Source organism: Candidatus Diapherotrites archaeon (genome assembly GCA_016205145.1).
GTDB lineage: Archaea > Iainarchaeota > Iainarchaeia > Iainarchaeales > JACQJH01 > JACQJH01.
Window position 1 is genome coordinate 207,633 of the sequence record JACQJH010000002.1, and the last position, 22,455, is coordinate 230,087.

The window sequence follows — 22,455 nt, forward strand, 5'->3', positions numbered from 1 at the left end:
ATAAAAAAAACAAAAAAACCTGTTTATGCCTGTTTCTTCTGCTGTTGCAGGATGTAAATGTGCTGCCTTGGGTCCGCCAAAAACGGTTTTTTGAGGACCAGGCGTTTGCGGACGAGGACGTTGAGCGCTCTGCGCACTGTGCGCGCGGGAAGGCCTGTCGCGTTGATTATTTCCTTCTGCGTGAGCGAGGACTCCATTTCAAGTATTTTGAGGACAAAGCGCGCCGAGGGAGGCGCGTCGCTTGCCTCGATCCCGGATTCAAGGGATTTCGGCATTTTCGTGCGCTTGCCGGGCGAGGCGAACGAAAGCCTGCTCAGCCTTGCAAGCAATGCCGGAAACCTTGATTTCTGGCACGACAATGATTCGGAAACCTTCAGCCGGGTCTGGCCGTCAACCACAACCTCGCATGGCGCCGCGGAATTGATTCCGAAAAGCTCTATTTTCGAGTCGTCGCCGACAACCAGCGGCTTTGTGTCAGCCATCGAATTTATGGGCGTTATGAGCAGTGCCTTCGCGCTCGGCTGGATTATCGGGCCGCGCGCTGAAAGCGAGTAAGCCGTGCTGCCGGTCGGGGTTGAGACGATCGCGCCGTCCGCACTGTCTTTCCACAGGTATTCCGAATTCACTTTCAGGCCGTATCTCATTATGGTGGCGCTTTTCATCGAACTCATCACGATTTCGTTCAGCGCAAGGGGCAGTTCATTGCCGTCTGCAATGCCTGCAATCCTCGTGCGCTCCTCGACCACAAAATCGCCTGAAAGTATGACCGGAAGCTTCTTGTCAAAATTCTCGTAATGCAGGGCCATGAGATAGCCGACTTCGCCGCAGTTGACGCCGAAAACCGGCACCCGCTTGGTCCCAAGGTCCCTGAAAATGTGCAGCAATGTTCCATCACCGCCGAACGCAAGCACGAGGTCGACGTCAAATTCGGCAATCGGAATGGAATATTTCGATGGAAAAAATTCCCTGGCAACCCTGACCTTGACGCCGTGCTTTTGAATCACTTTTATCGCGCGCTTCGCGGTTTTCTTGGCGAGGTCGTTCCGGAAATGGCCTGCAATGCCCACCGAGGAGATTTTGCGCATAAGCGGATGGGGGTGCAAAAGCAATAAAAAACAGTATGAAAAAGGGGCCAATTTGGCCAATAAAACCGGAAAAGGGCTGAAAAAGTCCAAATATGGCAGCTATTTAAAAACGAGGCGAAAAACTATTGGTATGCCTGAAATGCCGAACCGGAAAAGCGTGGCACTGGCAGTGACTGAGCAGTTGAAACGGGCCGGAGAGCCCTCCGCCCCTGAAATCGAAGCTGAGGCCGCAAGGCTGTTCGAAAAGCTGGGCAAAATCAGCCATTCCCTTGCCGATTGCAGGAAGTTCGCGAAACTGACGCTTAAAATTAACAGGCTCAAAAAGCTCAGGAATGCCACGATTCTCGCGCACAACTACCAGAGGCCGGAAATAATCTTCGGCATAGCCGACTTTGTCGGCGATTCCCTCGGCCTTAGCGTTAATGCCGCCGGAACTGATGCGGATGAGATTGTTTTCTGCGGCGTGCGGTTCATGGCGGAAACCGCGAAAATCCTGAGCCCGAAAAAGAAGGTTTTGCTGCCGGACACGGAAGCGGGATGCTCGCTTGCCGAAAGCATAACCGCAAAGGACATACGCGAACTGAAAAGGCAGCACCCCGATGCAGCGGTCGTCTGCTACGTGAACACGACCGCAGCCATAAAGGCAGAATCGGACATCTGCTGCACTTCCGCAAACATACGGAAAGTGCTTGACTCCCTGCCCAACAAAAAGGTAATTTTCGTGCCCGACGAGTTCATGGCAAAAAACGTGGCCGAAACCACTGACAAGGAGATAATCCGGTGGAAAGGCAGGTGCATTGTCCACGAAACGTTCAGGGAAGAAATGATCGGCGATTTCAGGGAAAAGCATCCCGGACTCAAGGTATTGTCGCATCTCGAGTGCTCGCCTTCCGTCATCGGCATTTCCGACATGGCAGGGAGCACCTCCGAAATGATTGATTTCGTGCGGAAAAGCGATGCCAAGGATTTCCTGCTTGCGACCGAATGCGGCCTCTCGGAAATGATGCAGGCGAACTTTCCGGAAAAAAACTTTGCCGGCACGTGCCAGATTTGCCCGTACATGAAAAAGATTAACCTTGAAAACGTGCTCAAGGCGCTTGAAAACGGAAAATTCGGGATAACCGTTCCGGAAAAAACCCGGCGCAAGGCGAAAAAGTCCCTTGCCAGGATGATGGCGCTCGCTTAACCTGTTTGAAGCCCGTGGGCAAAATCATAAAAAATCTTGCAGGCAATTTCCTTGCATACATGCTTTCATTAGAGCAGGCTAAAGCGGAAACGGAGTCGGCGCTGGCAAAAAAGAATCTGCTGTTGCTGGTGGGCGTCTGCCGCGTCGAATACTGGGGCAGGGCGGCCTCGAAACTGCCGAAAGGCAAGAGGCTCTTGCTCGTAAAGGAGGACGGCAGCTTTGCAGTGCACCAGAACAGGCTGCTCCGGCCGACCAATTACATGATGAACGCGAAAATCGGACTGGAAATAACCGGCAATGCTCTTGTAATTTCCGCGAAAAAACTGAGGCCGAAGGAAGAGATAAAGGCTTTTTTTGATTCCGTGGAATTCGCTAAGCAGTTTGAAATGCGCGAAAACGCGGATTTGCGGCTGTTCGGCTCGGAAAAACAGTTGAGCGACGAACTGATGCAGGGCCTCGATTTCATCGAGCCCGGCCTGAAGCCGTTGAAGCAGGAGCAGGTTTTCAGGAAAGGCATAGCAGACATCATCGCGGAAGACGCGTCCGGCAGGATGGTTGTCATCGAAGTGAAAAGAAGGCAGGCCGACTACGCCGCGGTGTCGCAATTGCAACGCTACATGAAGCAGGTCGAAAAGACGCTTGGAAAGGAGACGCGCGGCATTCTTGTCGCTCCCGACATCAGGAAGAACGCGCTTGAAATGCTTGAACGCTTTGGCCTTGAATTCTGCCGCTTTGAATTCGAAATCGGCAACCCGAAAGCCACGATAAAGGGCGTGCAGAAAAAGCAACAGACGATTTTCGAGGCGCTGGACGCGAAAAAGGAATCATTTAAGCCTTAGAAGGAGTCTGGCGCGTTCAAGGGCGGATTCAAAATCCAGTTGGTGGATCAGTGTGTCATCAAGCAGCACCTTGTCTCTGGAAGTCCTTCCACGGATGCCTAAAATCGCCAGGAGCCGGTACATCCGCGCATTTACGGCCAGTTCCTCATAAGGCCTGCAAATTCTTTGGGCCAGTTCCAGTGCATTCTCATAAGGCAGGTCGCGCCGTTGCGACAATTCGCGCAATTCCAATTTTGCCAGCGGCAGGTGCAATGGATGCACTTGGGCGAAGAGTTTGCCCAGCCCGTGCTTAAGCCTGGCCAGACGATCGGAAGGAATCGCTTTTGGGTATTCACGATAGACAACTCTTGTGCGGCGTGCGCCAACCCGCACACTGCGCGCACCAGCCCTTAAACGCCCCGCACTGCCCGGCCCAACCTTGGTTCCACGCCTCAGCATGCAATAGAATTGTCCAAGGCCGTTAATAGCCTTTCCGGCAGGATTAAAAATGCCGGAAGACAAGAAAATATCAGGAAACAAAAAAACGGGGGCGGAAAAAATGGCTAACCTTTCGAAAAACCAGGTGACTGGAATCGCATTGCTTGTGGCGGCGATAATCTTGTTCGTCAACATTCCGTTCATTTCGGCATTGAGGCCGCTTGTGCAGCTTGCCATAGTGCTGATAGCGCTTTACCTGATTTTCATCAAGTGAAAGCGAAACAAAAAAGCCGGGTGAAAAGCGGAATGCCTTAGGGCTCCGGCGGCCCCGGAGCGTTTGTTGCCTTTGCGGCTTTCGCAATCTTCGAAAAGAACGAGTCGCCTAGAATCGCCTCGGAAATTGTCTTGTCGACGAATTTCTGCAGGGCTGTGTTGTCGGCTTCCCCTTTTTTGCCGAGAATCAGGCTCAGGACGTCATCCCAGTTCCGGTGGACATAAACAAGCCCCGGAATCCTGTCATTCTGGGACTGGTCTGAAAACGAGTACGCTTCCTCGACCAGCGCAAAACCGACCTTGCTGAACCGCATGGTGTAAAACGCGCCGGTCCAGACGTCATGGTCGACGAGCACTGCTTCGTTAACGCCAATGCCTTTCAATTGCAGGAAAGTTTCGATCGATTTCTGCTTTGAGAATTCGTCCTTGTAATCCGGGTTTTTCGCGACAGCATTCTCGTACCTTTCCCTGTCGATTTCGTTTTTTTCGGAAAGGTATTGTTCTGAAACCCCGAAAATGTTTCCATCCGGGAAAAACGCGTCCAGGCCGGACTCTTTTGCAGTTGCCGCAGCCCTTTCGGTCTTCCTTCCGCTCAGCAGGCAGAACTCGAAAAACGGGAATTTTTCCCTGAGCCTGGAAAGGTTTGACAGGATGCGTTTGACCTCTTCCAAATCCACGTTTTTGTCGACCTGTCCCGGCACGAGCGTGTCCTCAAGGCCGAAAAAAACCGCCTTTTTCTTCACATCCGGTTCGGAAATGCCTGAAAGCCAGTCCATGAACATTTCAAAAAAACAAATCCTTTTAAACACAACCAAAATCAAACAATTATCAGCTGTGACTGCCATGGCAAACCCCCACCTCAAGCTTTTCGCGGGCAATTCCAACACAGAATTGGCCAAAAAGGTTGCGGGGCATTTGGGCGTCCAGCTCGGAAAGATTGAGATAAGGGATTTTTCCGACGGTGAAAAGTATGTCAAGCTCCTCGAAAACGTCCGCGGAGAGGACGTGTTCCTTTTGCAGTCGACGTCAAAGCCCGTCAACGAGAACCTGATGGAACTGCTCATAATGATTGATGCCGCCAAGCGCGCTTCCGCAGGGAACGTCACTGCGGTCATACCGTATTTTGGGTATGCGCGCCAGGACCGCAAGGCGAGTTCGCGCGAGCCCATAACCGCAAAGCTTGTCGCGGACATAATCACTGCTGCCGGCGCAGACAGGATGATAGCCTTTGACCTGCATTCCGGGCAGATACAGGGCTTTTTCAACATTCCCGTGGACAACCTGACGGCTTACGGCCTGCTCATCAATGAAATCAAGAAGAAAAAGCTGTCGGAATCGGATTCCGTTGTCGTCGCGGCCGATGCGGGTGCGGCGAAGAATTCCGTGAAAATCGCCAAGGCGTTGGGCTGGGACCTCGCGATAATAAACAAGGCGCGCCCCGCGCAGAACGTTGCCAGCGCTCTCAACATTATCGGTGAAGTGAAGGGCAGGAACTGCGCGCTTTTCGACGACATGATTGACACTGCCGGAACTGTTGCCGCGGGCGCGGAAGCCCTGAAAAAGGCGGGCGCAAAGGACATTTACGTGCTGGCAACGCATGGCGTGCTGTCCGGGCCCGCGATTGAGCGCGTTGAAAAGTCGCCGGTGAAGGAAATAATCATCACAAACACGATTCAGGCAAGCCCTGCCAAGTCCGGCAAAATAAAGGTCATTGACATTTCCGGGCTTCTGGCAGAAGCTATTGAGCGGGTCCACAAAAAAGAGTCCGTGAGCTCGCTTTTCGACTACCGGCTGTGAAAGGGGCAGGGCAAATGCGCATTGACGAACTGGACAGGCAGATAATTTTCGCGCTCAAAGCCAATGCAAGAACGCCTTTCCTGTCACTGGCAAGAAAGCTCGGCTGTTCCGAGGGCACAATCCGCAAACGCGTGAAGCGCCTTGAAAAAAACGCCGTTATACGGAAGTTTACTCTCCAGCTTGACACCCAGATAGAGTTTGAAACAGTCGTCTGCATAAAATGCGAGCCGAAAGAAACAAAGGGAGTCGTCGAAAAGCTCAGGAAAATGAAAACCGAAGCCAGCTCTGTCATGGAAGTGACGGGCGCGTTCGACATCATCTGCATCTGCCAGGCCGAAAACGCCAAGGCAATGAACATTCTCATAGACAAAATCCGCGATTTCCGCGGGGTTCTTGACACGCAGTCGTTCACGATAATTGAAAAAAGCTGATTTTGATGAAGTGCGCGGCCTGCGGCGGGAGCGCCACGAAGCTCAACGCCAAAAAGGTCCCGTGTGCGCAAGGCACGCCAAAAAAGACATTTCCGGCCAAGCTGCGGGGCGTGCGGCGCGCCCATGTCCCTGCGGCAGGGAAAGTTCGGGTCATCTGGGGCTGCCAGGCATACCCCAACTGCCTCGGAACGCAAAAGATTTGAGTTCAGGGCTTTTACCCCCGCACGCCCCGAAATCTTAATGTTGCTTACTCGGCGTATCACAACAGTGATACGCCTTAGTTTCGCACTCGCCGGGCGATGACGGCGGCAAAAGGAATTTAAAGCCCAAAAGCGTTTGCTTTAATAGTGAAAAATGGTGTCTGACAACGGTCACATGGTTGGAATGCTTCTTTTGGGCATGGCCGTGGGAAAGTATCTTGCTGTCCTGCCGGAGCCGGTTGCCATAATAGACCCGTATATTACTTACATCCTCGTCGGCCTGGCAATACTGATTTTCATAAAAGGCTGAGCCGCCCAAAAAAACCCCGGACTTTCTCTTCAATAGCCTTCGATGTCAAAGCGCTTGAACAGCTTGCGGAAAATGAAAACTGACACGAGCGGCACGGCTATGACAAAAGCCAGAAAGTAGGCGAACTGCGGCAAAAGCTGGAATGAGTAGTCGAAACCGTGCACCCACACAGCCCTGATTATCGTTACCGCCTGATAAATCGGGTTGAGTTCGGCTATGAGCCTTAGGTCGACCAAAAAACCCCACACCGAAAATTTGAGCACATCAATGGAATAATAAAAGCACGAAAAGAAAACCCAGATAACGCGCAGGTAACCGAATATGGGCACGAAGTTCTCGTTGAACAGCGCTGCGGAACCCAAAAGCAGGCCCACGCCCAATGCAATCAGGAACGCGCCCGCCAAAACGAGCAGGCTGAAAACAAGCACAAGCGGCGAAACCGGCTGCCAAATGAAAGTGATAAGCAGGAAAAGCAGCATTGTCGGAAAAATCGCGACAAGCTGGCTTATGCCCACGCCTATGACAAGGGAAAGCTTGTGCGTCGGGGCCAAAAGGAAGCCGTGGATCGTCTGCCAGAATTTTTCCCTGAGAAAATTGTCGGAAAAAACCGTCAGGCCGGAATGCAGGAAAATATCCACGAGAATGCCGAGCAGGAGAAAAACGACAAAGCTCGAGCTTGAAACCTCGCCGATCGAGAGGGAATTGCCGGCCAGGGCAAAAAAGCCGTAGTAGACCAGAAGGAACGGCCCGGCGCGGAGCAGCGGGTTCAGCAGGTTTGAGATGAAAAACGCCCACTTGTACCTGAAATTCAGCTTGAGCTCCTTTTCAGCTATTGCCATCGAGTCAAATAATATTTTCATCAATCCCACCGGTAAGCTTGAGGAAAACGTCGGAAAGCGTCGGCGCCTCCTCGGAAATCCTCGCAACTTCGAATTTGCCCAGAACGGACAGCAGTTCGGAAAGCGCCGCCTTGTCCTTCAAAAAAATCCTGAAGCCGTGCCGCGAATGCAGCACGGACTGCACGAACGGCGCCTGCTTCAGTTCCTTCAAGAGCGCGGTATCATCGCCGAAAACAACCACTTCAATCACGACATCCTTTTCGACAAGCTTTTTGAGCTCGCCGACGGAATCAATGGCGATAATCCTTCCCTTGTGGAGGATTGCCACTCTGTCGCACAGTTCCTCGGCTTCTTCCATGTAGTGCGTGGTGATTATCACTGTCTTTTCCAGGGATTTTATTTTCTTGCGCAGTATGGTCGCGCTGTGCGGGTCCAGGCCAAGCGAAGGCTCGTCAAGCAGCAGAAGCTCGGGGTCGTTGATCATGGCCCTTGCCATGGCAAGCTTCGACTTCATTCCGAGCGAATAGTTTTCGACATAGTTGTCAATCCACTCTGCAATGCCGAAAAATTCCGCAAGCGAGGCAATCTTCTTCCGGTAGTTCCTGATGCCGTAAAGCTGCGCAAAAAATTTCAGGTTGTCATAGCCGGTCAGGCGGTGATAGATGAGGGAATTGGACAGCATGACCCCCAGAGAGCTGAGCATCGAGTCAACAGGCTTCCCGTCAATGAGTATTGTGCCTTCATTCGGGTTTGTCAGGCCGCACAGGCATTTCATGAGCGTTGTCTTTCCCGCGCCATTCGGGCCGAGAAGGCCGAGCTTTTCCCCAGCCTTCACCTCAAATGACACGTCGTCAAGCGCCCTGAATGACTGGTAGCTTGGCAGAAAAAAATCGGAAAAAAAGTCCTTGCTCGTCTGCTTGAACTTGTAAACCTTGGAGACGTTGCGGACTGTCAGGTAAGGCGCCTTCAAACCGGAATCACAACAAAAATAGGGCTAACTGGTTTAAATAGTTTTATTCAGGAATCGCATGCCGGCGAAAAAAAGCCAAAACAGGCAAAAATGCCTTAAAAATTTAAATATGAGTTTGCAGCTAATATGCTGGGTTGCTGCATTCAGCAAAATGTGATTGCATGGACGAAAAAGAATTCAACCAGGAAACAACCAGAATCAAGGTCAAGCAGAGGATTCGCGCCGGCCAGGCAATCTTTATCATCCTCGTCTGGCTCACAATCGGAACCTTCGCATACCATTACCTTGAGGGATGGTCCTTTGTGGAATCCCTTTACTTTTCAACGGCAACCGTGACCACGATCGGCTATGGCGACATCCATCCGACAAACGATGCGAGCAGGCTTTTTACGGTCGTATATGCCTTGCTTGGGGTTGGCATAGTGCTCTTTGCGCTTTCCATTGTAGCACAATCCGTAATCGAAAAAACGGAATTCGAGCAGTACAACCGCCTCGAAAAAAGCATTTTCGGCGTCCGCACAAAAGTCTTCGACGGGGTCAGAAACATGGAAGACCGCCTCAAGGAAAGGGCTGAAACGCGCAAGCCGGGTAAAAAGAAAATCTACAACTGAACCGGCAGAAGCTGAAACAAAACAGGTCTCACGGCAGGCTTCGCTGCGAATCAAAAAAACCTGCAACAGGCTCTGCCCGGCTAAAAAAACAAAAATCCCCATCAGACAGCCGGAAAAAGGCCTATTTTTTCAGGCAGGCGGAGACAAAGCCCAGGTAAAGCGGATTGGGCCGCAGTGGCTTGGACGTGAACTCCGGATGCGACTGGGTCGCCATGAAAAACCTGTGCTTCGGCAGTTCCAAAAATTCCATGAGTTTGCGGTCCGGCGAAACTCCGGAAAAAAGCAGGCCGTGCCTTTCGAGGGTTTCCACGAATTCGGGGTTCACTTCAAACCTGTGCCTGTGCCTTTCCTCGACGGTTTCCTTTTTGGAGTAAAGCTCCCAGACAGCCGAACCTTTTTTCAGCTTTGCGGGATAGGCGCCAAGGCGCATCGTCGCCCCATAATCCCTTTTTTCAAGCAGGGTCTTCTGCTCCGGCATTATGTCTATGACCGGAAACTTGGTGTTCGGGTCAATTTCAGTCGTGTTCGCGCCCGGCATTGCACAGACGGTCCTGGCAAACTCTATGACCGCAAGCTGAAGGCCATAGCACAGGCCCAGAAACGGCACGCCGTTTTCCCTGCAGAACCTGATTGCGGAAATTTTTCCCTCGACGCCGCTGCTGCCAAAACCGCCCGGCACAATAATGCCGTCAAACTGTTTCAGTTCAGCAAGCGTTGAAGGTTCCTTTTCAAATCGCTTGGAGTCAATCCAGACTATTTCCGCTTTGCAGTTGTTTGCCGCGGCGGCATGCTTGACCGCTTCAATGACGGAAATGTAGGAATCCTCCAAAGTGAAATCGCCGATGTCAAAGTACTTGCCTACAATGCCGATGCGCACCTTTTTCGGGGCGTCAAGGACGCGCTTCACGAAACCGCGCCATTCTGACATCGCCTTTGCCCCCGGCCGGTATTTTTTCCCGAACCTCAGCAGTATTTTGCTGACGAAAGTCTGTTCCTCAAAAACCAGCGGTTCCTCGTAAACCGATTTCAGGTTCGGCGCGGAAATGACGTTTTCCGGCAAAGTGTTGCAGAACAATGAAATCTTTTCCCTTCTCACTGAATCAATCGGCTTCTCCGACCGGCAGACGACAAAATCCGGCTGGATTCCGACGCTGTTGAGTTCCCTCACGGAATGCTGGGCAGGCTTTGTTTTCATTTCCCCCAGATTCAGGGGAACCGGCAGATAAACAACATGGACAAAAACGACGGGCAGTCCCTTCAGGTGCATTTCCCTGACGGCCTCCAAAAACAGCACGTTCTGGTAGTCGCCTACGGTTCCGCCGATTTCAACCAGGACAAAATCGGCATCGTCTTCCTTTGCGACCTGCATCAGGCGCCTCTGCACTTCCTGCGGAATATGCGGAATGACTTCCACGCACTTGCCGTCAAATTCCAGGTTGCGCTCCTTTCCTATGACTGACAGATAAACCTGGCCGGTCGTGATGTTATGCCTTTTCGACAGGTCCTTGCCCAAAAACCTTTCATAAGTGCCGATGTCCTGATCGGTTTCGCCGCCGTCGCCAGTGACAAAAACTTCGCCGTGCTCGGTCGGCCGCATAGTGCCCGCGTCAACGTTCAGGTAAGGGTCGATTTTGACAATGGAAACATTGAAGCCCTGCGCCTGGATGAGATTGGCAAGCGATGCAGTGACAACGCCCTTGCCCAGGCCGGAAATGACACCGCCCGTCACAACAACGAATTTTGCCCTGTCTGACAACTAAAACCAACCCAAAAAATCAAACAAAATGACTTGGAAAATCAGACGAATATTAGGTTGGTTTTGTTATTTAAACCTTTGCCGGGAAAAATGATTTAGTTCGGCGTCGGCACCCGAAAAATTTGGGGCGGTAGTCTAGCTTGGTAGGATACAGCCTTCGGGAAACCTTTTGATGAATTTTTGTTGAAAGTGTTCGAACGAGGCTGCGACAGGAGTTCAAATCTCCTCCGTCCCAACGCGTTTTCGTCCGCGTGACCGAAACTAAGGCGGTTCACACGTGAACCGCCAAGTACTCAGTAGCAAAGATCTGAAGCTCATCCACTCGAAAACCAAGCGCCCAGAAAACTGTTTTCAGCAACGGCAAGGATACTTATTAAAATTGTTCAAGGGATATAGCAGTATCAATATTGGCGATGAAGCTCACCACCTATTGAAACCGCCGCATGGCTGATAGCTTCTACTCAAAGGAGATGGAATCATGGGTTACTTCTGTCCTAAATGCTATGCTGTCAGCTATACAACGGTGCGGCTCGTAAAAGACGATGGCACGTATACCTGCGTCCGGAATCCGGAACACGTTTTTGAACTGGATTCGCAGGGATTTCCAAGACGAAAAAAAGATTAACTAAAAACCGGACTGCATTCGTTCACAAAGGACGGACAGCCGTCGGCATAATTGGCTGGCCTGCGACGGCCCTAAAGATTGTTCAGCTTTCCGAAATAGTATGGCTTGTCTTCCACCGCCCAGACCTCAAAGCCGCTTAGGTCCTGTTTGAGGAAAGGCGACAATGTTTTTTCCCGCGTCAAATCCGTGCCAATGTTCAGCTGGTTCAGGGAAGGCAGAACGACCAGGTTTTTGCCTTCAAATTTTCCCTTGAGGAAGCACTTGAACTGCTCCTTTTTCACGCCTTCGCGGATTGAAACAGCGGGATGCTCGTGGCCGATCGCAATCGTTTCGGCTGTCGCGAATGCTTTATTTCTGACTATCTTGTCGCCGTGCAGGAAAAGCGTTTTGTCCGGCTCCGAAAAAAAGCCGTTTTCCAGGATTGTGAGGTTTTTCCATTCGGCTATCGGTGCCAGAACCCTGTCGTGGTTGCCGCGCAGCAGGATTATCTCATTGCAATGCATGGAAAGCAATTCGAGCATTGCAAAGGCTTCCTGCCATTCCTGCCGTGAAGGCGCGCCGAACTCGTGCTTCAAGTCGCCGAGAACGACTATGCGCTCCGGCCTGCAAGCGGAAAAAACCTTTTCCGCCAAATGATTTCTTATCGCCGCAAAGTTCGTGCGCGGCACAAGCATGCCGCTCCGGTTGAGAGTTTCCTCGAAACCGAGGTGGAAGTCCGCGAGAGCCAGGGTTTTGGTTTTTTCGAAAAACAGCCCCAAACCAAAAAGCCTCAGGCCCGGCAGAATAACGCTGTCATCGCTGTCCTTTCTACCGGGCAATTCATCAGTTTTCATTTCCGATGCGCTCCAGCACTTTCAGGTGCATTCTTTTTATGAATTCTATCCTGCCTTCCATGCGCATTATGTCCGCATATCCTTCAGCGAAAAGGTTGAACGCAAAAGGCGACGGCGCGCCGCTTGAATGAATTTCAACGACGGTTATTTTGCCGTCGTTTATCAGGTCCGCCACGATTTGCGCGCTTTTCACGTCCATCAAATCCTCCATTATCTCGCGCCTCGTTTCCTTTAGGATTGGAAAGTTTTCCGAAACCCTTCTCACGGCGTTCAGCAGAAGGAAGGAGCCCATCTGCTGCCGGCCAACTGACTTTGTCCTGCCCCTGTAATTGCGCAGAATCATCAGGGAGCGCGTGGCGCAATGGCGGAAGCGGCGCTTGAAAACCTCGGTCTTTTCAACCGCAATGTTCAGGATGTCGCGCACGGAATTCTTTTTGAGCAGGGAAAAAATCTGCTGGACCGGCACCTTGTCTGCGGAAAGCATGAAGCCGTTGTCGTTAAGCGTTATTTCGATGTCCTTGTGCGTGAGCCTGCCGCAAAGGTAGGCGAACGCCCTTCCAAGCGCATCGTTCACGCGCCTGCCGAAAGTCGAATGGAAAATCACAAAGCGCTTGCCCTCGGCGTCAGTGAAATGCTCGACTACAAGCTTTTTGTCGTTCGGTATTTCCTTGGAATAAAGCCATTGCTCGCGGAAATAACTGTGGATTGCGTTGGCTGACTTGGCGTCGATGAAAAGGTGCCTTTGAAGGAAGGCCAGCAACTCTTTTTTCGGGGTTTTGGCCCGCAGTTTTTCCTCCATGAGGCGCCTGAATTTCTGGATGTCAAGACCTAGGTCGAATGAAAGCGGGAGCATTTCGGAAAACCAGCTCGGCACGGTGGGCGGGCGCTGATGTGCAGTTTCAACCTGGCACGTCATGCCCCTGCTGAACTTGAAGACGTAGCTCTGCCCGCCCAAAACGAAAACGTCGCCCTTGTTGAGGCGCTCCAAAAAAATTTCGTCAATGGTCCCGATCTTGTGCTCGCCGAGCTTGACTTCGACGCGCGCCTCGTCCGGAATCGTGCCAACGTTCGTCATGTACAGCACGCGCGCCAGCCTGCCCCTCCTTCCGATCATGCCGGTTTTTTCGTCAAGCCAGATTTTCGCGTAAACGTGCCTGGTCTCCAATGACGCGTAATGGCCGGCGAGGTACAAAACGACCTCGTCGAAGTCTGCTTTTGAAAGGCCGTGATAGCAGTAGCTTTTCCGGATCGTGTTGAACAATTCCTTCTCGTGGATTTGTTCCGCGACCGCAAAACCGAAAATCTGCTGTGCCAGCACGTCAAGGCAGTTTTGCGGAACGTCAATGCGGTCAATTTTCCTTTCAAGGGCATCCTTCAGGAGAACTGCGCATTCGACAAGGTCATCCCTGTCAAGCACAATGATTCTGCCTTCGACGCGCGCATGCAATTGATGGCCAGCCCGGCCCATTCTCTGCAAAGCGCGGGCGATTGATTTCGGAGAACCCAGCAATACGACAAGGTCTATGAAGCCGATGTCGATGCCCAATTCAAGGCTGGTTGAGGAGACAACGCATTTCAGCCTGCCTTCCTTCAGGCGGTTTTCAACATTCAGCCTGTGTTCCCTGCTCAAGGAAGAATGATGCGCTTCAAGGTTGCCCGAGGAATAGTCTTTCGGAAACTTGTCTTTGAGGTTGTGCACCACACGCTCGGTCGCCGAACGCGTGTTGGTGAAAACCAGCGTCGTCTTGTGCGAGGAAACCATTTTGTGCAGGGTTTCATACAGGGCCTCGTTTGTATGCTTCTGCGAAACGTCGATGAAGTCCGGGAGAGGAGAGACAACCTGCAAATCAAACTCTTTCAGGAAAGAAACGTCGACGATTTTGCACTTCCTTGCAGTCTTTTCGTTTTCCATGCCCACCAGAAACTTTGCCACTTCATCCAGCGGCGCGATAGTGGCGCTCAATCCCACCCTTGTAGTTTCCGGGCTGAGCATTTGCAGGCGTTCAAGCGCAAGAGAGAGGTGCACGCCGCGCTTGCTTGAAGCAAGGGCATGGATTTCGTCGACAATGCACCACTGCACGCCTTTCAGGTTTTCAACGAATTTCGGCGAGGTCAGAAGTATGGACAATGATTCCGGCGTGGTAATGAGAATGTGCGGCGGCTTCCGCAGCATCCTCTGCCGTTCGGAGGTTGGAGTGTCGCCGGTTCGCACCGCAACCCGGATGTCCAGTTTCTTCCCGATTTTTTTTGCGACCTTTTCGATTTCTTCGAGCGGCTCGTCGAGGTTTTTCTCGATGTCATTCGAGAGTGCCCGAAGTGGTGAAATGTAAACGCAGTAAACCTTGTCCTCAAGGTTTCCCTGTTCGGACAAGGTTATGAGTTCGCTCAGCACCGCGGAGAATGCGGCGAGGGTTTTGCCTGTTCCGGTCGGGGCGCTGATGAGAGTGTTTTCCTTAAAATGGATGTTTGGAATGGCAAAGCGCTGCGGCTCGGTAAAAGACTTGAACCTCGCCTTGAACCATCCGCCAAGCAGCGGATTGAGCAGATTGAACAACTGCGAGTCGGTGTAACCCTGCGTCTGCAATTCAACCATGAAAAAAACCACTTCAAGATTTAAGGCAAAACCTGAAACCGGCTGCCGAAAAGCCGAAAAAACAAAACAACGAAAAGACGGCAATACAATTAATGCCTTGGGAAAGGTTAAAAAGTCTTTAAGAATGCGGCAAAAGTTTTTATTGTAAAAAAAGGAGTGTTGTTGTATGGCTTTAAGGCGCGCCGGCGGAAAGCGTTCTGTTCCCTTGCGGTTCAGGGACCAACGGGAAGCGCGCCGAAGGCTTGCAGAAAGGGAGCGGCTGCATGCCGAAGGTGTCCTGCCAAAAGCAGGGATTGGACCCATGGCGTCAAGGAGAATAATCAATGCAACCGCGCGCGACAACCTGGAAAGGCAAACAAGTGAAACACTCGGCGAATTCCACGCGCGGATGGAACGCCAGTCCGGCTGGCCAAGCCCGGAAAAAGGCAAAGGCGGCAAACGTTAGCATTCTGCCTCCGCAAACAATAGCCTTTTTTATTCCTTTTCGGGGTTGATTTGTTCGATGCTTTCCGCTTCCTCCGACATTGAAAGGCTTTTTTTTGAGGGCAGGGAAATTGTCCTGGTGGGCACGGCGCACATCAGCAGGAAAAGCGCGGAACTGGTTGCAAAAACCATTGAAGAGGAAAAGCCTGACGTGATTGGCGTCGAGCTTGACGCCGAAAGGTTTTTCCAGCTCAAATCCGGTGCCAAGTGGAGGGAAATGGACCTGTTCCAGCTCATAAAGGAAGGCAAAACCTACCTTCTGCTGCTGAACATACTGCTTTCAAACATGCAGCGCAAGCTGGGCCAGCAGATCGGAGTGACGCCCGGCGAGGAAATGATTGAAGCCATCGGCCTCGCTGAAAAAGGCGGCGTGCCCGTGCAATTGCTTGACCGCAGCGTGAAAATAACCCTGAAAAGGGCGATGGACCGGATGAGCCTGAAGGAAAAATTCAGGCTGGGCGTGTCGGTCATTTCCGGGATTTTTTCCGAGCACCCCGAAATAACCGCCGACACTGTTGAAGAACTCAAAAACGAGGACGTCATGAACAAGCTCATATCCGAGCTTTCAAGGGAACTGCCTTCGGTAAAGGAAGTGCTCGTGGACGAAAGGGATTTGTTCATTGCAAACCGCATTCTTGACGCGCCGGGAAAAAAAATTGTTGCGGTTGTCGGAAAGGGCCACATGGCGGGCATCAAAAGGCTTTTGGACAGGCGCAGGGACGTTTCAGGCATAAACCGCATTGAAGAGAAAAAAAGCCGGCTTGGATTCCTGAAATTCGCAATTCCCGCATTGTTCATCGCATTGCTCGGCGCCGGCTTTTTACTCAAGGGCCCTGGCACGACACTGCAGATACTTGCATACTGGATTCTCGTAACCGGCGGCTTTTCCGCGCTCGGAGTGATTCTGGCAAGAGGCCACCCCGCGTCAATCGCGACCGCGTTCCTGGCCTCGCCCATAACAACATTGCACCCGTTGCTCGCATCAGGATGGTTTGCCGGCGCAGTGGAAGCAAAATTCAACGCTCCGAAAGTCAGGGACTTCGAGGGCCTGAACAGCATCAACTCTTTCAGCGACTTCTATTCGAACAGGGTGACGCGCATACTCATCGTTACGGCTTACGCAAACATCGGCGCGACAATCGGAGTCATAATCGCATTGCCGGCGATTGTCTCGCTGTTCGGCTGAAAAAAACAGCCAAACCTGAAAACTCACTCAAGGAGAGTGCCGTTCGCAACGCTTGCATCAATCGTGGCAAGCATGTATTTTCCGTCATTGCCTTTCGCCGCCAAAAGCATGCCCTGGCTTTCGATGCCGCCGATTTTTGCGGGCGCAAGGTTTGCTACGACGATTATTTTCCTGCCCAGCAGTTCTTCCCCGGAATAAAACTGTTTGAGGCCCGCGACAAGCGTTATTTCGGTTCCGATGTCAACGCGCAGCTTGAACAGCCGGTCCTTGCCTTCAACGTCTTCAACTGAGAGTATCTGCCCAACCTTCAGCTCGATTTTCCCGAATTCGCCGAAAGAAACCACCAACAAAACCACCGGAATAAATGTGGGAAGCAAACTTTAAAACACGTCTGACAATCAAAAATGCTATGCGCATCGGCGTTGAAGCCTACTTCAACCTTGACAGGAAAACAGGAATAGCGAACTATGCTTTGAGGCTGATTGAAGAGCTCAAAAAAGCCGCGGCCGAAGACGAAGGCAGCGGCATTGAAATCGTCGAGTACCGGCCCAGGGAAAACTCGGTTTTCAATTTTTCAAAAATCAGGAACGGGTTGCTGAGGAAAATACTCTACTTCAAGTGGCTGAACGTTGTCCTGCCGTTCCTGGCCGCGAAAGACAAAATCGACGTGCTCATTTCGCCGAACTACGTGCGCCCGTATTTTTTGCCGTGCAAATCGGTCGCAGTGTTCCATGACGCGAACATGTTCGCCGCGCCGCAGTTCTTTGACTCGACAAACGCGCTGTTCCGCGGAATGATAAGGTATTCGGCGAAAAAGGCGGATGCCGTGATAACGCCGTCAGAATCGGCCAGGAAAGAGGCTGTTGGCCGCCTTGGCCTGCCGCCGCAAAAGGTTTTCTGCGTGCACCACGGCATCGACAAAAAATTTTTTGAAAAAATTCCTGAAAAACGCGTTGCGGAATTCAGGAAATCGAAAGGCTTTCCGGAAAACGCCTTTGTCTGCGTGGGCACGGTTGAAAAAAGGAAAAACCTTGAAAGCGTTTTCCGCGCAATGGAAATCCTTTCCGGGAACGGCATCGAATGTTTTCTGGCGGTTGTGGGCAAGGACGGCTTCGGCGCCGCGGAAATCAGGCGGAAGGCCCTGGCATCCGGCGTGCATGGAAAAGTGAAATTTTTCGGCTATGCAGACGATGAAGAGCTTCTGCTATTTTACCGTTCGGCGAAAGCGCTTGTTTACGTGAGCCATTACGAAGGGTTCGGCCTGCCTTTGCTTGAGGCAATGGCATCCGGAACGCCGGTCATTGCGGCAGACAACACTTCCATGCCGGAAGTCTGCGGGAACGCGGCGGTCTTTGTGAATGACGGCAGGCCTGAAGAGATTGCCTTTGCCATGAAAAAAATCCTTGCGGACGCAGGGCTGCGGAAACGCCTGTCGGAAAAAGGCGTTTCGCGCGCAAAAAAGTTCGGCTGGAAAGACTGCTGCCAAAAAACGATTGAAGCCGCGCGAAAAGCCCTTGCATCAGGGCAAAAATAGTTCTGCTGTTTCGCTGAAAATGCGTTCGGCTTCTTCCGCGCTTTCGGGCACGCGAAAGGCAATTTTGCCAAATGATTCCGCGAAAGCCATGCCCCGCCCCCGGAAAGCCCCCTGACGGGATGCCGCCTGCATAAGACGCTTTGGTTCAAGCAACACATCCCCGGTTTCGAGGAAAACCCTTGATGCAAGGGCCTCGAAGAAAAGCGTTGCCTCCTCCGCCGGGCGCTTCCTGAAAACCATTCTGATGAACGCGCGCGGCAGGATGAAAGTTTTGTGGAAGAAAAGGAATTCCCTGCATTTTGCCTTGACCCAGCCATCGGGCGGGCACAAAAAAACGAATTCCTTCGCTTCGCCTGAAACAAGAACGGCGTTTTCAATGAAATTCTGCAATGCAAACGGATCCGTGTGCGGCAGGAAGAAAAGCTCCCCGCAAAGCCAGCTTTCCGTCAGGACGGAAACCCCGGACTTCCGGAAAAGCGGGAAGTTTTCCTTCAGCGACAGGCAGAACCTTTCAAAGTCCGGCGCAGAAACTTTGTCGGGCAGAACGAAAACAACCGCCTGCTTTTCCGCATTGAATGCTTCAGGCACAACGAAAACCCTTGACCCGGCCGGCAGGAAAACTTTTCCGGCAAGACCGCCCCCTGCGGACGCAGGAAAAAAACTTTTTTTCACTTTTGCCGCTTTTCCGGCATGCCTTTTCAGCATCGCCGAATAAAAGGCGGTGTACGCCGAAGCAATGGAATGGAATGTTTTCGGCAGGAACTGCCCCGGCCGTTCGATCCAAAAACCGCTTTTTTCAATCGCCAGTGCGCTGTTTTCAGCTCCGGCAATTTCCGGCAGCCCGCCGGAAAGCCCTTCATAGCGGTGCAGGAAAGATGAAATGTTTTTGCAGATTTTGAAGTATTTCCTGGCAAAAATCTGCTTTGAAAAATCGTCGGCGAAAAAGTATTTGAGGAACAGCTTTTCGTGCCAGAACCCGAACTTGTGGCTGAAAGGCATGAAGGGCTTTTCCAGCTTTGCGATTGCGAAGCTTTTGCCGTGCACGCAATGCCACGTCGCGCCGGTATGTACGGCCGAGTCGAATACCCTTGAAAAGTTTTCCGTGTCAGAAAGCATTTTTGCGGAAGCGAAGGCCGGCACTTCGAGCATCGGGAAAAAAAACGAAAGGAGGCCGAACCTGAAAAAAAAGCCCTTCTGGAATTCTGCAAAAGCCTTTGCAGGCATTTCCTTCAGGACGACCAGGAAGTCGATGTCGCTGTCCCCGGGAAACCAGCCCCTGCCGCCCATGCCGTAATAGAGATAGACTGATTCGACCTGCGGCCCGGCGACCAGGAAAACGAAAAGGCGGGTGCACAGCGAATAATATTTTTTGTTCAGAAACGAGAACGGCCAGATGCCATTCGTTTTCACCAGGAACAGGCGGATGAAATCGTGCCATGCCGCAAAAATGCGTTTAAGAATCCAGAGCATGAAGGCACCATAAAACCAAACTAACTTTCAAACAGCGACTCGATTTTTTCAAGCGCCATCTTCCTGTCCGAGCCGGCGGAAAAAACAACGCATTTTCTGAACAGGCAGAGCCTGAGCGCAAGAAAGAAGCGGGAAACGTAAACTTTGAGCATGGAAATGCCTTGCCGCAGGCCCGGAAAATAAAAGTATGCGGGTTCCTGCACGAGCTCCGAGCCGAAAACGCTTTTCCTGAAAAGCCACCAGAAAACCGAAAGCTTTCCCGCGGGCTTCACAAAGGATTCCTGCGAAAGGTTGCGGCGCAGCAGGACGATTTTGGAGACTTTTGCCGGGCCTGAAACCTTTGCCTTGAATGCCAGCGCCGAAACAAGGATTTTCTGCGAGCCGTTCGGCAGGCTAATTCCGCGCAAAAACCGTTGTGGGAAATTGCCCGCAAAAGAATTCCTGCGAATTCCGATCCGTGTGAGGAACGGAAAGGCTTCAAGCCCCGGGCCGACAAAAACTATTTCGTCAGACAGAAGTTTCATGGACGGGCTTTCAAGGCAGTCCAGTGCAAGCGTGGTCTTGCCCATTCCTGCCTCGCCCAAAAAAAGGATTGCGTTTCCGTCCCGTGAAATGCCCGCACAGTGGATGCGGTGCATTCCCTTTTGGTCAAGCTCCCTGCCGAGGATTGCAAGAAGCGCAGTGTAAAACCTGGCGTAAGCCGTTTCCTGGCTTGCGGAAAAAAACGAGATTTCCTTTTTCCGGAAATCCCAGAAGGCGGATGCCTCGCCGAAAAAATCAATTGCCCTCATGCCGGGCGAATCGAAAACGCAGTATTCGGCGTTCGAAAAAACCGCTTCCGCCCCGGGAACGGTTTTTGCGCCCGGCGTTTCCCCGGATATTTTGAATGACAGGAAAACATTGTCGCGCGGTTTTGCAACAAACAGGCTGAAATCGTGCTTCAGCCAGGAAGCGAATTGTTCCGGGCATTCAACGGAAAAGGCGGTGCCGAAAAAATCCAGGAAAACGGTTTCTTGCGCAGACGCAGACTTCAATCCAACCGCCTTAAAGCTATTCTTGCAGACCTGCAAAAAAATCTTCGTATTGGCCGAGAATGTTCCGGGGGGAAAAGGCACGGCTTTTTTCCGCCGATTTTTGGCCAAGCGCTTTCCTTTCGCGCTCGTGCGAGAGCAGGAAAACGATTTTTCCGGCAAGGTCTATTGCATCCTTTTTGCACACCAGTTCCTTTTCGCCGACAAGCTCCTTTGCCGCGTTCAACGGCGAATCAAGCGTCAGTGCGGGAACCCCGAAATGCATTGCTTCCAGGCATGACATGCCGAAGCCTTCGCGTTCCGACGGCAAAACGAAAACCTTTGCGTTCGCGACTATTGAGAAGAGCAATTGCTCCGGCAGGTTTTCGAAGAAGGCGATGTTTTTTTGCATGCCCAGCATTTCGGCTGTTGCCTGGACGTTTTCCTTTTCCGGCCCGGAACCGATCATTGCAAGGCTTATGCCGGGCGCTTTCCTTGACGCGATTGCAATTGCTTCAATCAGCAGGCCCGGATTCTTGTGCGCTATGAGCCGGCCTGCGAAAACCACGTCAAAACTTGTCGCGGGGCGGGGAAAGCTTTCGGGCACGCAGACAGCCGGGGAAATTATCCTGATTTTTTCCGGCCTCAAGCCGAGCAGGGAGACAAGCCTGCGTTTTGTGTGCGCGGAATTCGCTAAGTTGTAAGGCGAAAGCCTTGTGCAGAATTTTTCCAGGGATTTGCCTAAAAAGCCGGCCGCGCCGAGGTATTCATTCCAATAATCCTGCCATGCCTCGACCCAGTAAACCACAAGGGTTTTGCGTTTCAATGCGCACGCAAGCTTGCAGGAAAGCAATGGCAGGAAAGGAAAAGACTGGCATTCCAAAACATCAAAGTCGTGCCTGAGCAAAGCGAAAAAGAGGCGGAAGGAAAATGCCATTGACGGCAGGATTTTCCGCCTGCCGTTTTCAGAGTAAAGGTTTTGCGGAGCGTCGGAAACGCCGTGCAAAAAAACCTTTCCCTGCATCCGTTCCGCGTTTCCATGCCAGGACTTCATTCCGAAAACGTGGACTTCATGCTTTTCCGACAATGCCTGTGCAATGCAATGCAAACGCTTTTCGTTCCCGCCCACGGAGAAAGGGTAAACCAAATCGTAAACGAAGGCTATTTTCACGTCGGACACATCAATTGCTTCAATTTTTCTTTTGCAGGTACGGCAGGATTGCGCCGTTTTTTTCGGCTTCAATTATGAGTTTGCGGGCGAAAAGCATTCTCTGCAGGAGACCTATGAACGAAATGATTGCAATAAGCCAAAGCGCGATTTCCATCGCGGCAAAACCTAGGAACGCAATGCCGAAAGCCGAGGCAAGCAGGCCCGCCAGCAGGAGCAGCAGCCTTTCCGCGTGCTCGCCGACTGCGGGCCAGTCGCGGTTATCCGTGATTATGACCAGGGCAACTCTCGGTTTGGCATAGCTTGCCAGGAGCGAAAGCGAAACCGCGCAAAACGCGGCGAGCGGAAATGACAGGGCGAACGGCGCGATGAGAATTATTTCCACGCCTTTGTCAACCATTGTCTCGAAATAGTTGCCGAAATTGGAGCGCTTTTTCAGCAGGGTTGCGACGCTGCCGTCAATCAGGTCGGTTGAAACCGCGAGCAAGGCGAAAAGAAATGCAAGAAAAAGGGACTGCTGCAAGGCAAAATAAGCCGAAACCACGGCAAGCGGAATGCCAAGAAAAGAGACAATGTTCGGATGAATGCCGAGCAAGGCGAAAGGCTTTGCCAGCAGGAGGGTAAGGCGGGAAACTTTCGGGCGCAGCTTGCCGAGCATGAAAGAATGAAGGTCGAAAGCATATTTTAATGTTAATTGCCGGCTTCTTTGCGCGCGCCCTTGCCGACAGGCTCTTTCAGGAAACCCCTTTTCGCAAACTGCGTTTTCACGTGCGGAGCCGAACGCCCGGCTGGTGCGAGTTGAGGGTTCTCGCTGCGCTCAAACCCTCTGTCTGCCAAAC

At 52.0% G+C, this 22,455-nt stretch carries 24 protein-coding genes and 1 tRNA gene; 11 read left to right on the top strand and 14 right to left on the bottom strand.

The genetic code is table 11. The features are described 5' to 3' along the window. Window positions 1-23 precede the first annotated feature (23 nt). Window positions 24-1,085 (bottom strand): NAD(+)/NADH kinase, encoded by a 1,062-nt coding sequence (locus HY394_04275; GenBank protein MBI4053228.1) that lies wholly within the window; start codon window positions 1,083-1,085, stop codon window positions 24-26. Window positions 1,086-1,224: 139 nt separating this feature from the next. Here HY394_04275 and nadA point away from each other — a divergent pair, with 139 nt between their 5' ends. Next, window positions 1,225-2,271, top strand: a complete 1,047-nt coding sequence (nadA, locus tag HY394_04280; GenBank protein MBI4053229.1) for a quinolinate synthase NadA — start codon at window positions 1,225-1,227, stop codon at window positions 2,269-2,271. A gap of 14 nt (window positions 2,272-2,285) precedes the next feature. After that, window positions 2,286-3,110 (top strand): DUF91 domain-containing protein, encoded by an 825-nt coding sequence (locus HY394_04285; protein ID MBI4053230.1) that lies wholly within the window; start codon window positions 2,286-2,288, stop codon window positions 3,108-3,110. On the opposite strand, the gene HY394_04290 is transcribed toward HY394_04285, so the two are convergent. Then, window positions 3,096-3,548, bottom strand: a complete 453-nt coding sequence (locus HY394_04290) for a hypothetical protein (GenBank protein MBI4053231.1) — start codon at window positions 3,546-3,548, stop codon at window positions 3,096-3,098. The genes HY394_04285 and HY394_04290 overlap by 15 nt on opposite strands. A gap of 100 nt (window positions 3,549-3,648) precedes the next feature. On the opposite strand from HY394_04290, the gene HY394_04295 reads away from it, so the two are divergent. Further along, the gene (locus HY394_04295; GenBank protein ID MBI4053232.1) at window positions 3,649-3,801 is read left to right on the top strand and encodes a hypothetical protein; all 153 of its coding nucleotides are present in this window, start codon (window positions 3,649-3,651) and stop codon (window positions 3,799-3,801) included. 37 nt (window positions 3,802-3,838) lie between these two features. On the opposite strand, the gene HY394_04300 is transcribed toward HY394_04295, so the two are convergent. After that, window positions 3,839-4,576 (bottom strand): hypothetical protein, encoded by a 738-nt coding sequence (locus HY394_04300; GenBank protein ID MBI4053233.1) that lies wholly within the window; start codon window positions 4,574-4,576, stop codon window positions 3,839-3,841. 67 nt (window positions 4,577-4,643) lie between these two features. On the opposite strand from HY394_04300, the gene HY394_04305 reads away from it, so the two are divergent. The 3 genes from HY394_04305 (at window position 4,644) to HY394_04315 (ending at window position 6,538) form a co-directional block, all read left to right on the top strand. Next, window positions 4,644-5,597 carry a ribose-phosphate pyrophosphokinase gene (locus HY394_04305; protein MBI4053234.1) on the top strand — a complete coding sequence of 318 codons (954 nt, stop codon included), beginning with the start codon at window positions 4,644-4,646 and terminating at the stop codon, window positions 5,595-5,597. Window positions 5,598-5,611: 14 nt separating this feature from the next. After that, window positions 5,612-6,028, top strand: a complete 417-nt coding sequence (locus HY394_04310) for an Lrp/AsnC family transcriptional regulator (protein MBI4053235.1) — start codon at window positions 5,612-5,614, stop codon at window positions 6,026-6,028. Window positions 6,029-6,382: 354 nt separating this feature from the next. Continuing rightward, window positions 6,383-6,538, top strand: coding sequence for a hypothetical protein (locus HY394_04315; protein MBI4053236.1), 156 nt, complete (start codon window positions 6,383-6,385; stop codon window positions 6,536-6,538). Window positions 6,539-6,567: 29 nt separating this feature from the next. Here the strand turns inward: HY394_04315 and HY394_04320 are convergent, their stop codons facing one another. Next, window positions 6,568-7,398 (bottom strand): ABC transporter permease, encoded by an 831-nt coding sequence (locus HY394_04320; protein ID MBI4053237.1) that lies wholly within the window; start codon window positions 7,396-7,398, stop codon window positions 6,568-6,570. Beyond that, window positions 7,382-8,347: an ABC transporter ATP-binding protein gene (locus HY394_04325; protein MBI4053238.1), complete on the bottom strand. Its 966-nt coding sequence runs from the start codon at window positions 8,345-8,347 to the stop codon at window positions 7,382-7,384. Before HY394_04325 ends, HY394_04320 begins: the two co-directional genes overlap by 17 nt. A 161-nt stretch (window positions 8,348-8,508) precedes the next feature. Between HY394_04325 and HY394_04330 the strand changes: the two genes are divergently transcribed. Next, window positions 8,509-8,958: a two pore domain potassium channel family protein gene (locus HY394_04330; protein MBI4053239.1), complete on the top strand. Its 450-nt coding sequence runs from the start codon at window positions 8,509-8,511 to the stop codon at window positions 8,956-8,958. 121 nt (window positions 8,959-9,079) lie between these two features. Here HY394_04330 and HY394_04335 read toward each other — a convergent pair whose 3' ends face one another. Then, complete coding sequence (locus HY394_04335) at window positions 9,080-10,714, bottom strand: CTP synthase (protein ID MBI4053240.1); 1,635 nt, start codon at window positions 10,712-10,714, stop codon at window positions 9,080-9,082. Between the two features lie 124 nt (window positions 10,715-10,838). On the opposite strand from HY394_04335, the gene HY394_04340 reads away from it, so the two are divergent. After that, window positions 10,839-10,949 (top strand) — tRNA-Pro (locus HY394_04340). A gap of 461 nt (window positions 10,950-11,410) precedes the next feature. Here the strand turns inward: HY394_04340 and HY394_04345 are convergent. After that, entirely contained in the window at window positions 11,411-12,172 is a 762-nt protein-coding gene (locus HY394_04345; GenBank protein ID MBI4053241.1) for a metallophosphoesterase, read from the bottom strand. Then, complete coding sequence (locus HY394_04350) at window positions 12,162-14,765, bottom strand: ATP-dependent helicase (GenBank protein ID MBI4053242.1); 2,604 nt, start codon at window positions 14,763-14,765, stop codon at window positions 12,162-12,164. Before HY394_04350 ends, HY394_04345 begins: the two co-directional genes overlap by 11 nt. A 166-nt stretch (window positions 14,766-14,931) precedes the next feature. Here HY394_04350 and HY394_04355 point away from each other — a divergent pair, with 166 nt between their 5' ends. Together HY394_04355 and HY394_04360 are read left to right on the top strand one after the other, a co-directional pair. Next, window positions 14,932-15,210, top strand: a complete 279-nt coding sequence (locus HY394_04355) for a hypothetical protein (GenBank protein MBI4053243.1) — start codon at window positions 14,932-14,934, stop codon at window positions 15,208-15,210. Window positions 15,211-15,267: 57 nt separating this feature from the next. Then, a complete protein-coding gene (locus HY394_04360) occupies window positions 15,268-16,434 on the top strand; it encodes a TraB/GumN family protein (protein ID MBI4053244.1) in 1,167 nt (388 codons plus the stop codon). A 23-nt stretch (window positions 16,435-16,457) separates the two neighbouring features. On the opposite strand, the gene HY394_04365 is transcribed toward HY394_04360, so the two are convergent. Further along, window positions 16,458-16,790, bottom strand: a complete 333-nt coding sequence (locus HY394_04365) for a methionine--tRNA ligase (GenBank protein MBI4053245.1) — start codon at window positions 16,788-16,790, stop codon at window positions 16,458-16,460. A 53-nt stretch (window positions 16,791-16,843) separates the two neighbouring features. On the opposite strand from HY394_04365, the gene HY394_04370 reads away from it, so the two are divergent. After that, window positions 16,844-17,968, top strand: coding sequence for a glycosyltransferase family 4 protein (locus HY394_04370; protein ID MBI4053246.1), 1,125 nt, complete (start codon window positions 16,844-16,846; stop codon window positions 17,966-17,968). Here HY394_04370 and HY394_04375 read toward each other — a convergent pair. From HY394_04375 to HY394_04395, 5 genes are read right to left on the bottom strand one after another with little or no spacing between them, the layout of a single operon-like run. Beyond that, window positions 17,954-19,438: a hypothetical protein gene (locus tag HY394_04375; protein ID MBI4053247.1), complete on the bottom strand. Its 1,485-nt coding sequence runs from the start codon at window positions 19,436-19,438 to the stop codon at window positions 17,954-17,956. The genes HY394_04370 and HY394_04375 overlap by 15 nt on opposite strands. 20 nt (window positions 19,439-19,458) lie before the next feature. Next, entirely contained in the window at window positions 19,459-20,472 is a 1,014-nt protein-coding gene (locus tag HY394_04380) for a hypothetical protein (protein ID MBI4053248.1), read from the bottom strand. 16 nt (window positions 20,473-20,488) lie between these two features. Next, a complete protein-coding gene (locus HY394_04385; protein ID MBI4053249.1) occupies window positions 20,489-21,619 on the bottom strand; it encodes a glycosyltransferase family 4 protein in 1,131 nt (376 codons plus the stop codon). A 19-nt stretch (window positions 21,620-21,638) separates the two neighbouring features. Continuing rightward, complete coding sequence (locus HY394_04390; protein ID MBI4053250.1) at window positions 21,639-22,274, bottom strand: CDP-alcohol phosphatidyltransferase family protein; 636 nt, start codon at window positions 22,272-22,274, stop codon at window positions 21,639-21,641. 32 nt (window positions 22,275-22,306) lie between these two features. After that, entirely contained in the window at window positions 22,307-22,453 is a 147-nt protein-coding gene (locus HY394_04395; GenBank protein ID MBI4053251.1) for a hypothetical protein, read from the bottom strand. Window positions 22,454-22,455: the final 2 nt, after the last annotated feature.

Bases quoted from the DNA above. Each gene is read 5' to 3' on its own strand.
- HY394_04315 (MBI4053236.1), top strand. From the start codon at position 6,383: ATGGTGTCTGACAACGGTCACATGGTTGGAATGCTTCTTTTGGGCATG.
- HY394_04275 (MBI4053228.1), bottom strand. From the start codon at position 1,085: ATGCGCAAAATCTCCTCGGTGGGCATTGCAGGCCATTTCCGGAACGAC.
- HY394_04320 (MBI4053237.1), bottom strand. From the start codon at position 7,398: ATGAAAATATTATTTGACTCGATGGCAATAGCTGAAAAGGAGCTCAAG.
- HY394_04330 (MBI4053239.1), top strand. From the start codon at position 8,509: ATGGACGAAAAAGAATTCAACCAGGAAACAACCAGAATCAAGGTCAAG.
- HY394_04300 (MBI4053233.1), bottom strand. From the start codon at position 4,576: ATGGACTGGCTTTCAGGCATTTCCGAACCGGATGTGAAGAAAAAGGCG.
- HY394_04390 (MBI4053250.1), bottom strand. From the start codon at position 22,274: ATGCTCGGCAAGCTGCGCCCGAAAGTTTCCCGCCTTACCCTCCTGCTG.
- HY394_04310 (MBI4053235.1), top strand. From the start codon at position 5,612: ATGCGCATTGACGAACTGGACAGGCAGATAATTTTCGCGCTCAAAGCC.
- HY394_04290 (MBI4053231.1), bottom strand. From the start codon at position 3,548: ATGCTGAGGCGTGGAACCAAGGTTGGGCCGGGCAGTGCGGGGCGTTTA.
- HY394_04360 (MBI4053244.1), top strand. From the start codon at position 15,268: ATGCTTTCCGCTTCCTCCGACATTGAAAGGCTTTTTTTTGAGGGCAGG.
- HY394_04305 (MBI4053234.1), top strand. From the start codon at position 4,644: ATGGCAAACCCCCACCTCAAGCTTTTCGCGGGCAATTCCAACACAGAA.
- HY394_04375 (MBI4053247.1), bottom strand. From the start codon at position 19,438: ATGCTCTGGATTCTTAAACGCATTTTTGCGGCATGGCACGATTTCATC.
- HY394_04370 (MBI4053246.1), top strand. From the start codon at position 16,844: ATGCGCATCGGCGTTGAAGCCTACTTCAACCTTGACAGGAAAACAGGA.
- HY394_04355 (MBI4053243.1), top strand. From the start codon at position 14,932: ATGGCTTTAAGGCGCGCCGGCGGAAAGCGTTCTGTTCCCTTGCGGTTC.
- HY394_04345 (MBI4053241.1), bottom strand. From the start codon at position 12,172: ATGAAAACTGATGAATTGCCCGGTAGAAAGGACAGCGATGACAGCGTT.
- HY394_04295 (MBI4053232.1), top strand. From the start codon at position 3,649: ATGGCTAACCTTTCGAAAAACCAGGTGACTGGAATCGCATTGCTTGTG.
- HY394_04350 (MBI4053242.1), bottom strand. From the start codon at position 14,765: ATGGTTGAATTGCAGACGCAGGGTTACACCGACTCGCAGTTGTTCAAT.
- nadA (MBI4053229.1), top strand. From the start codon at position 1,225: ATGCCGAACCGGAAAAGCGTGGCACTGGCAGTGACTGAGCAGTTGAAA.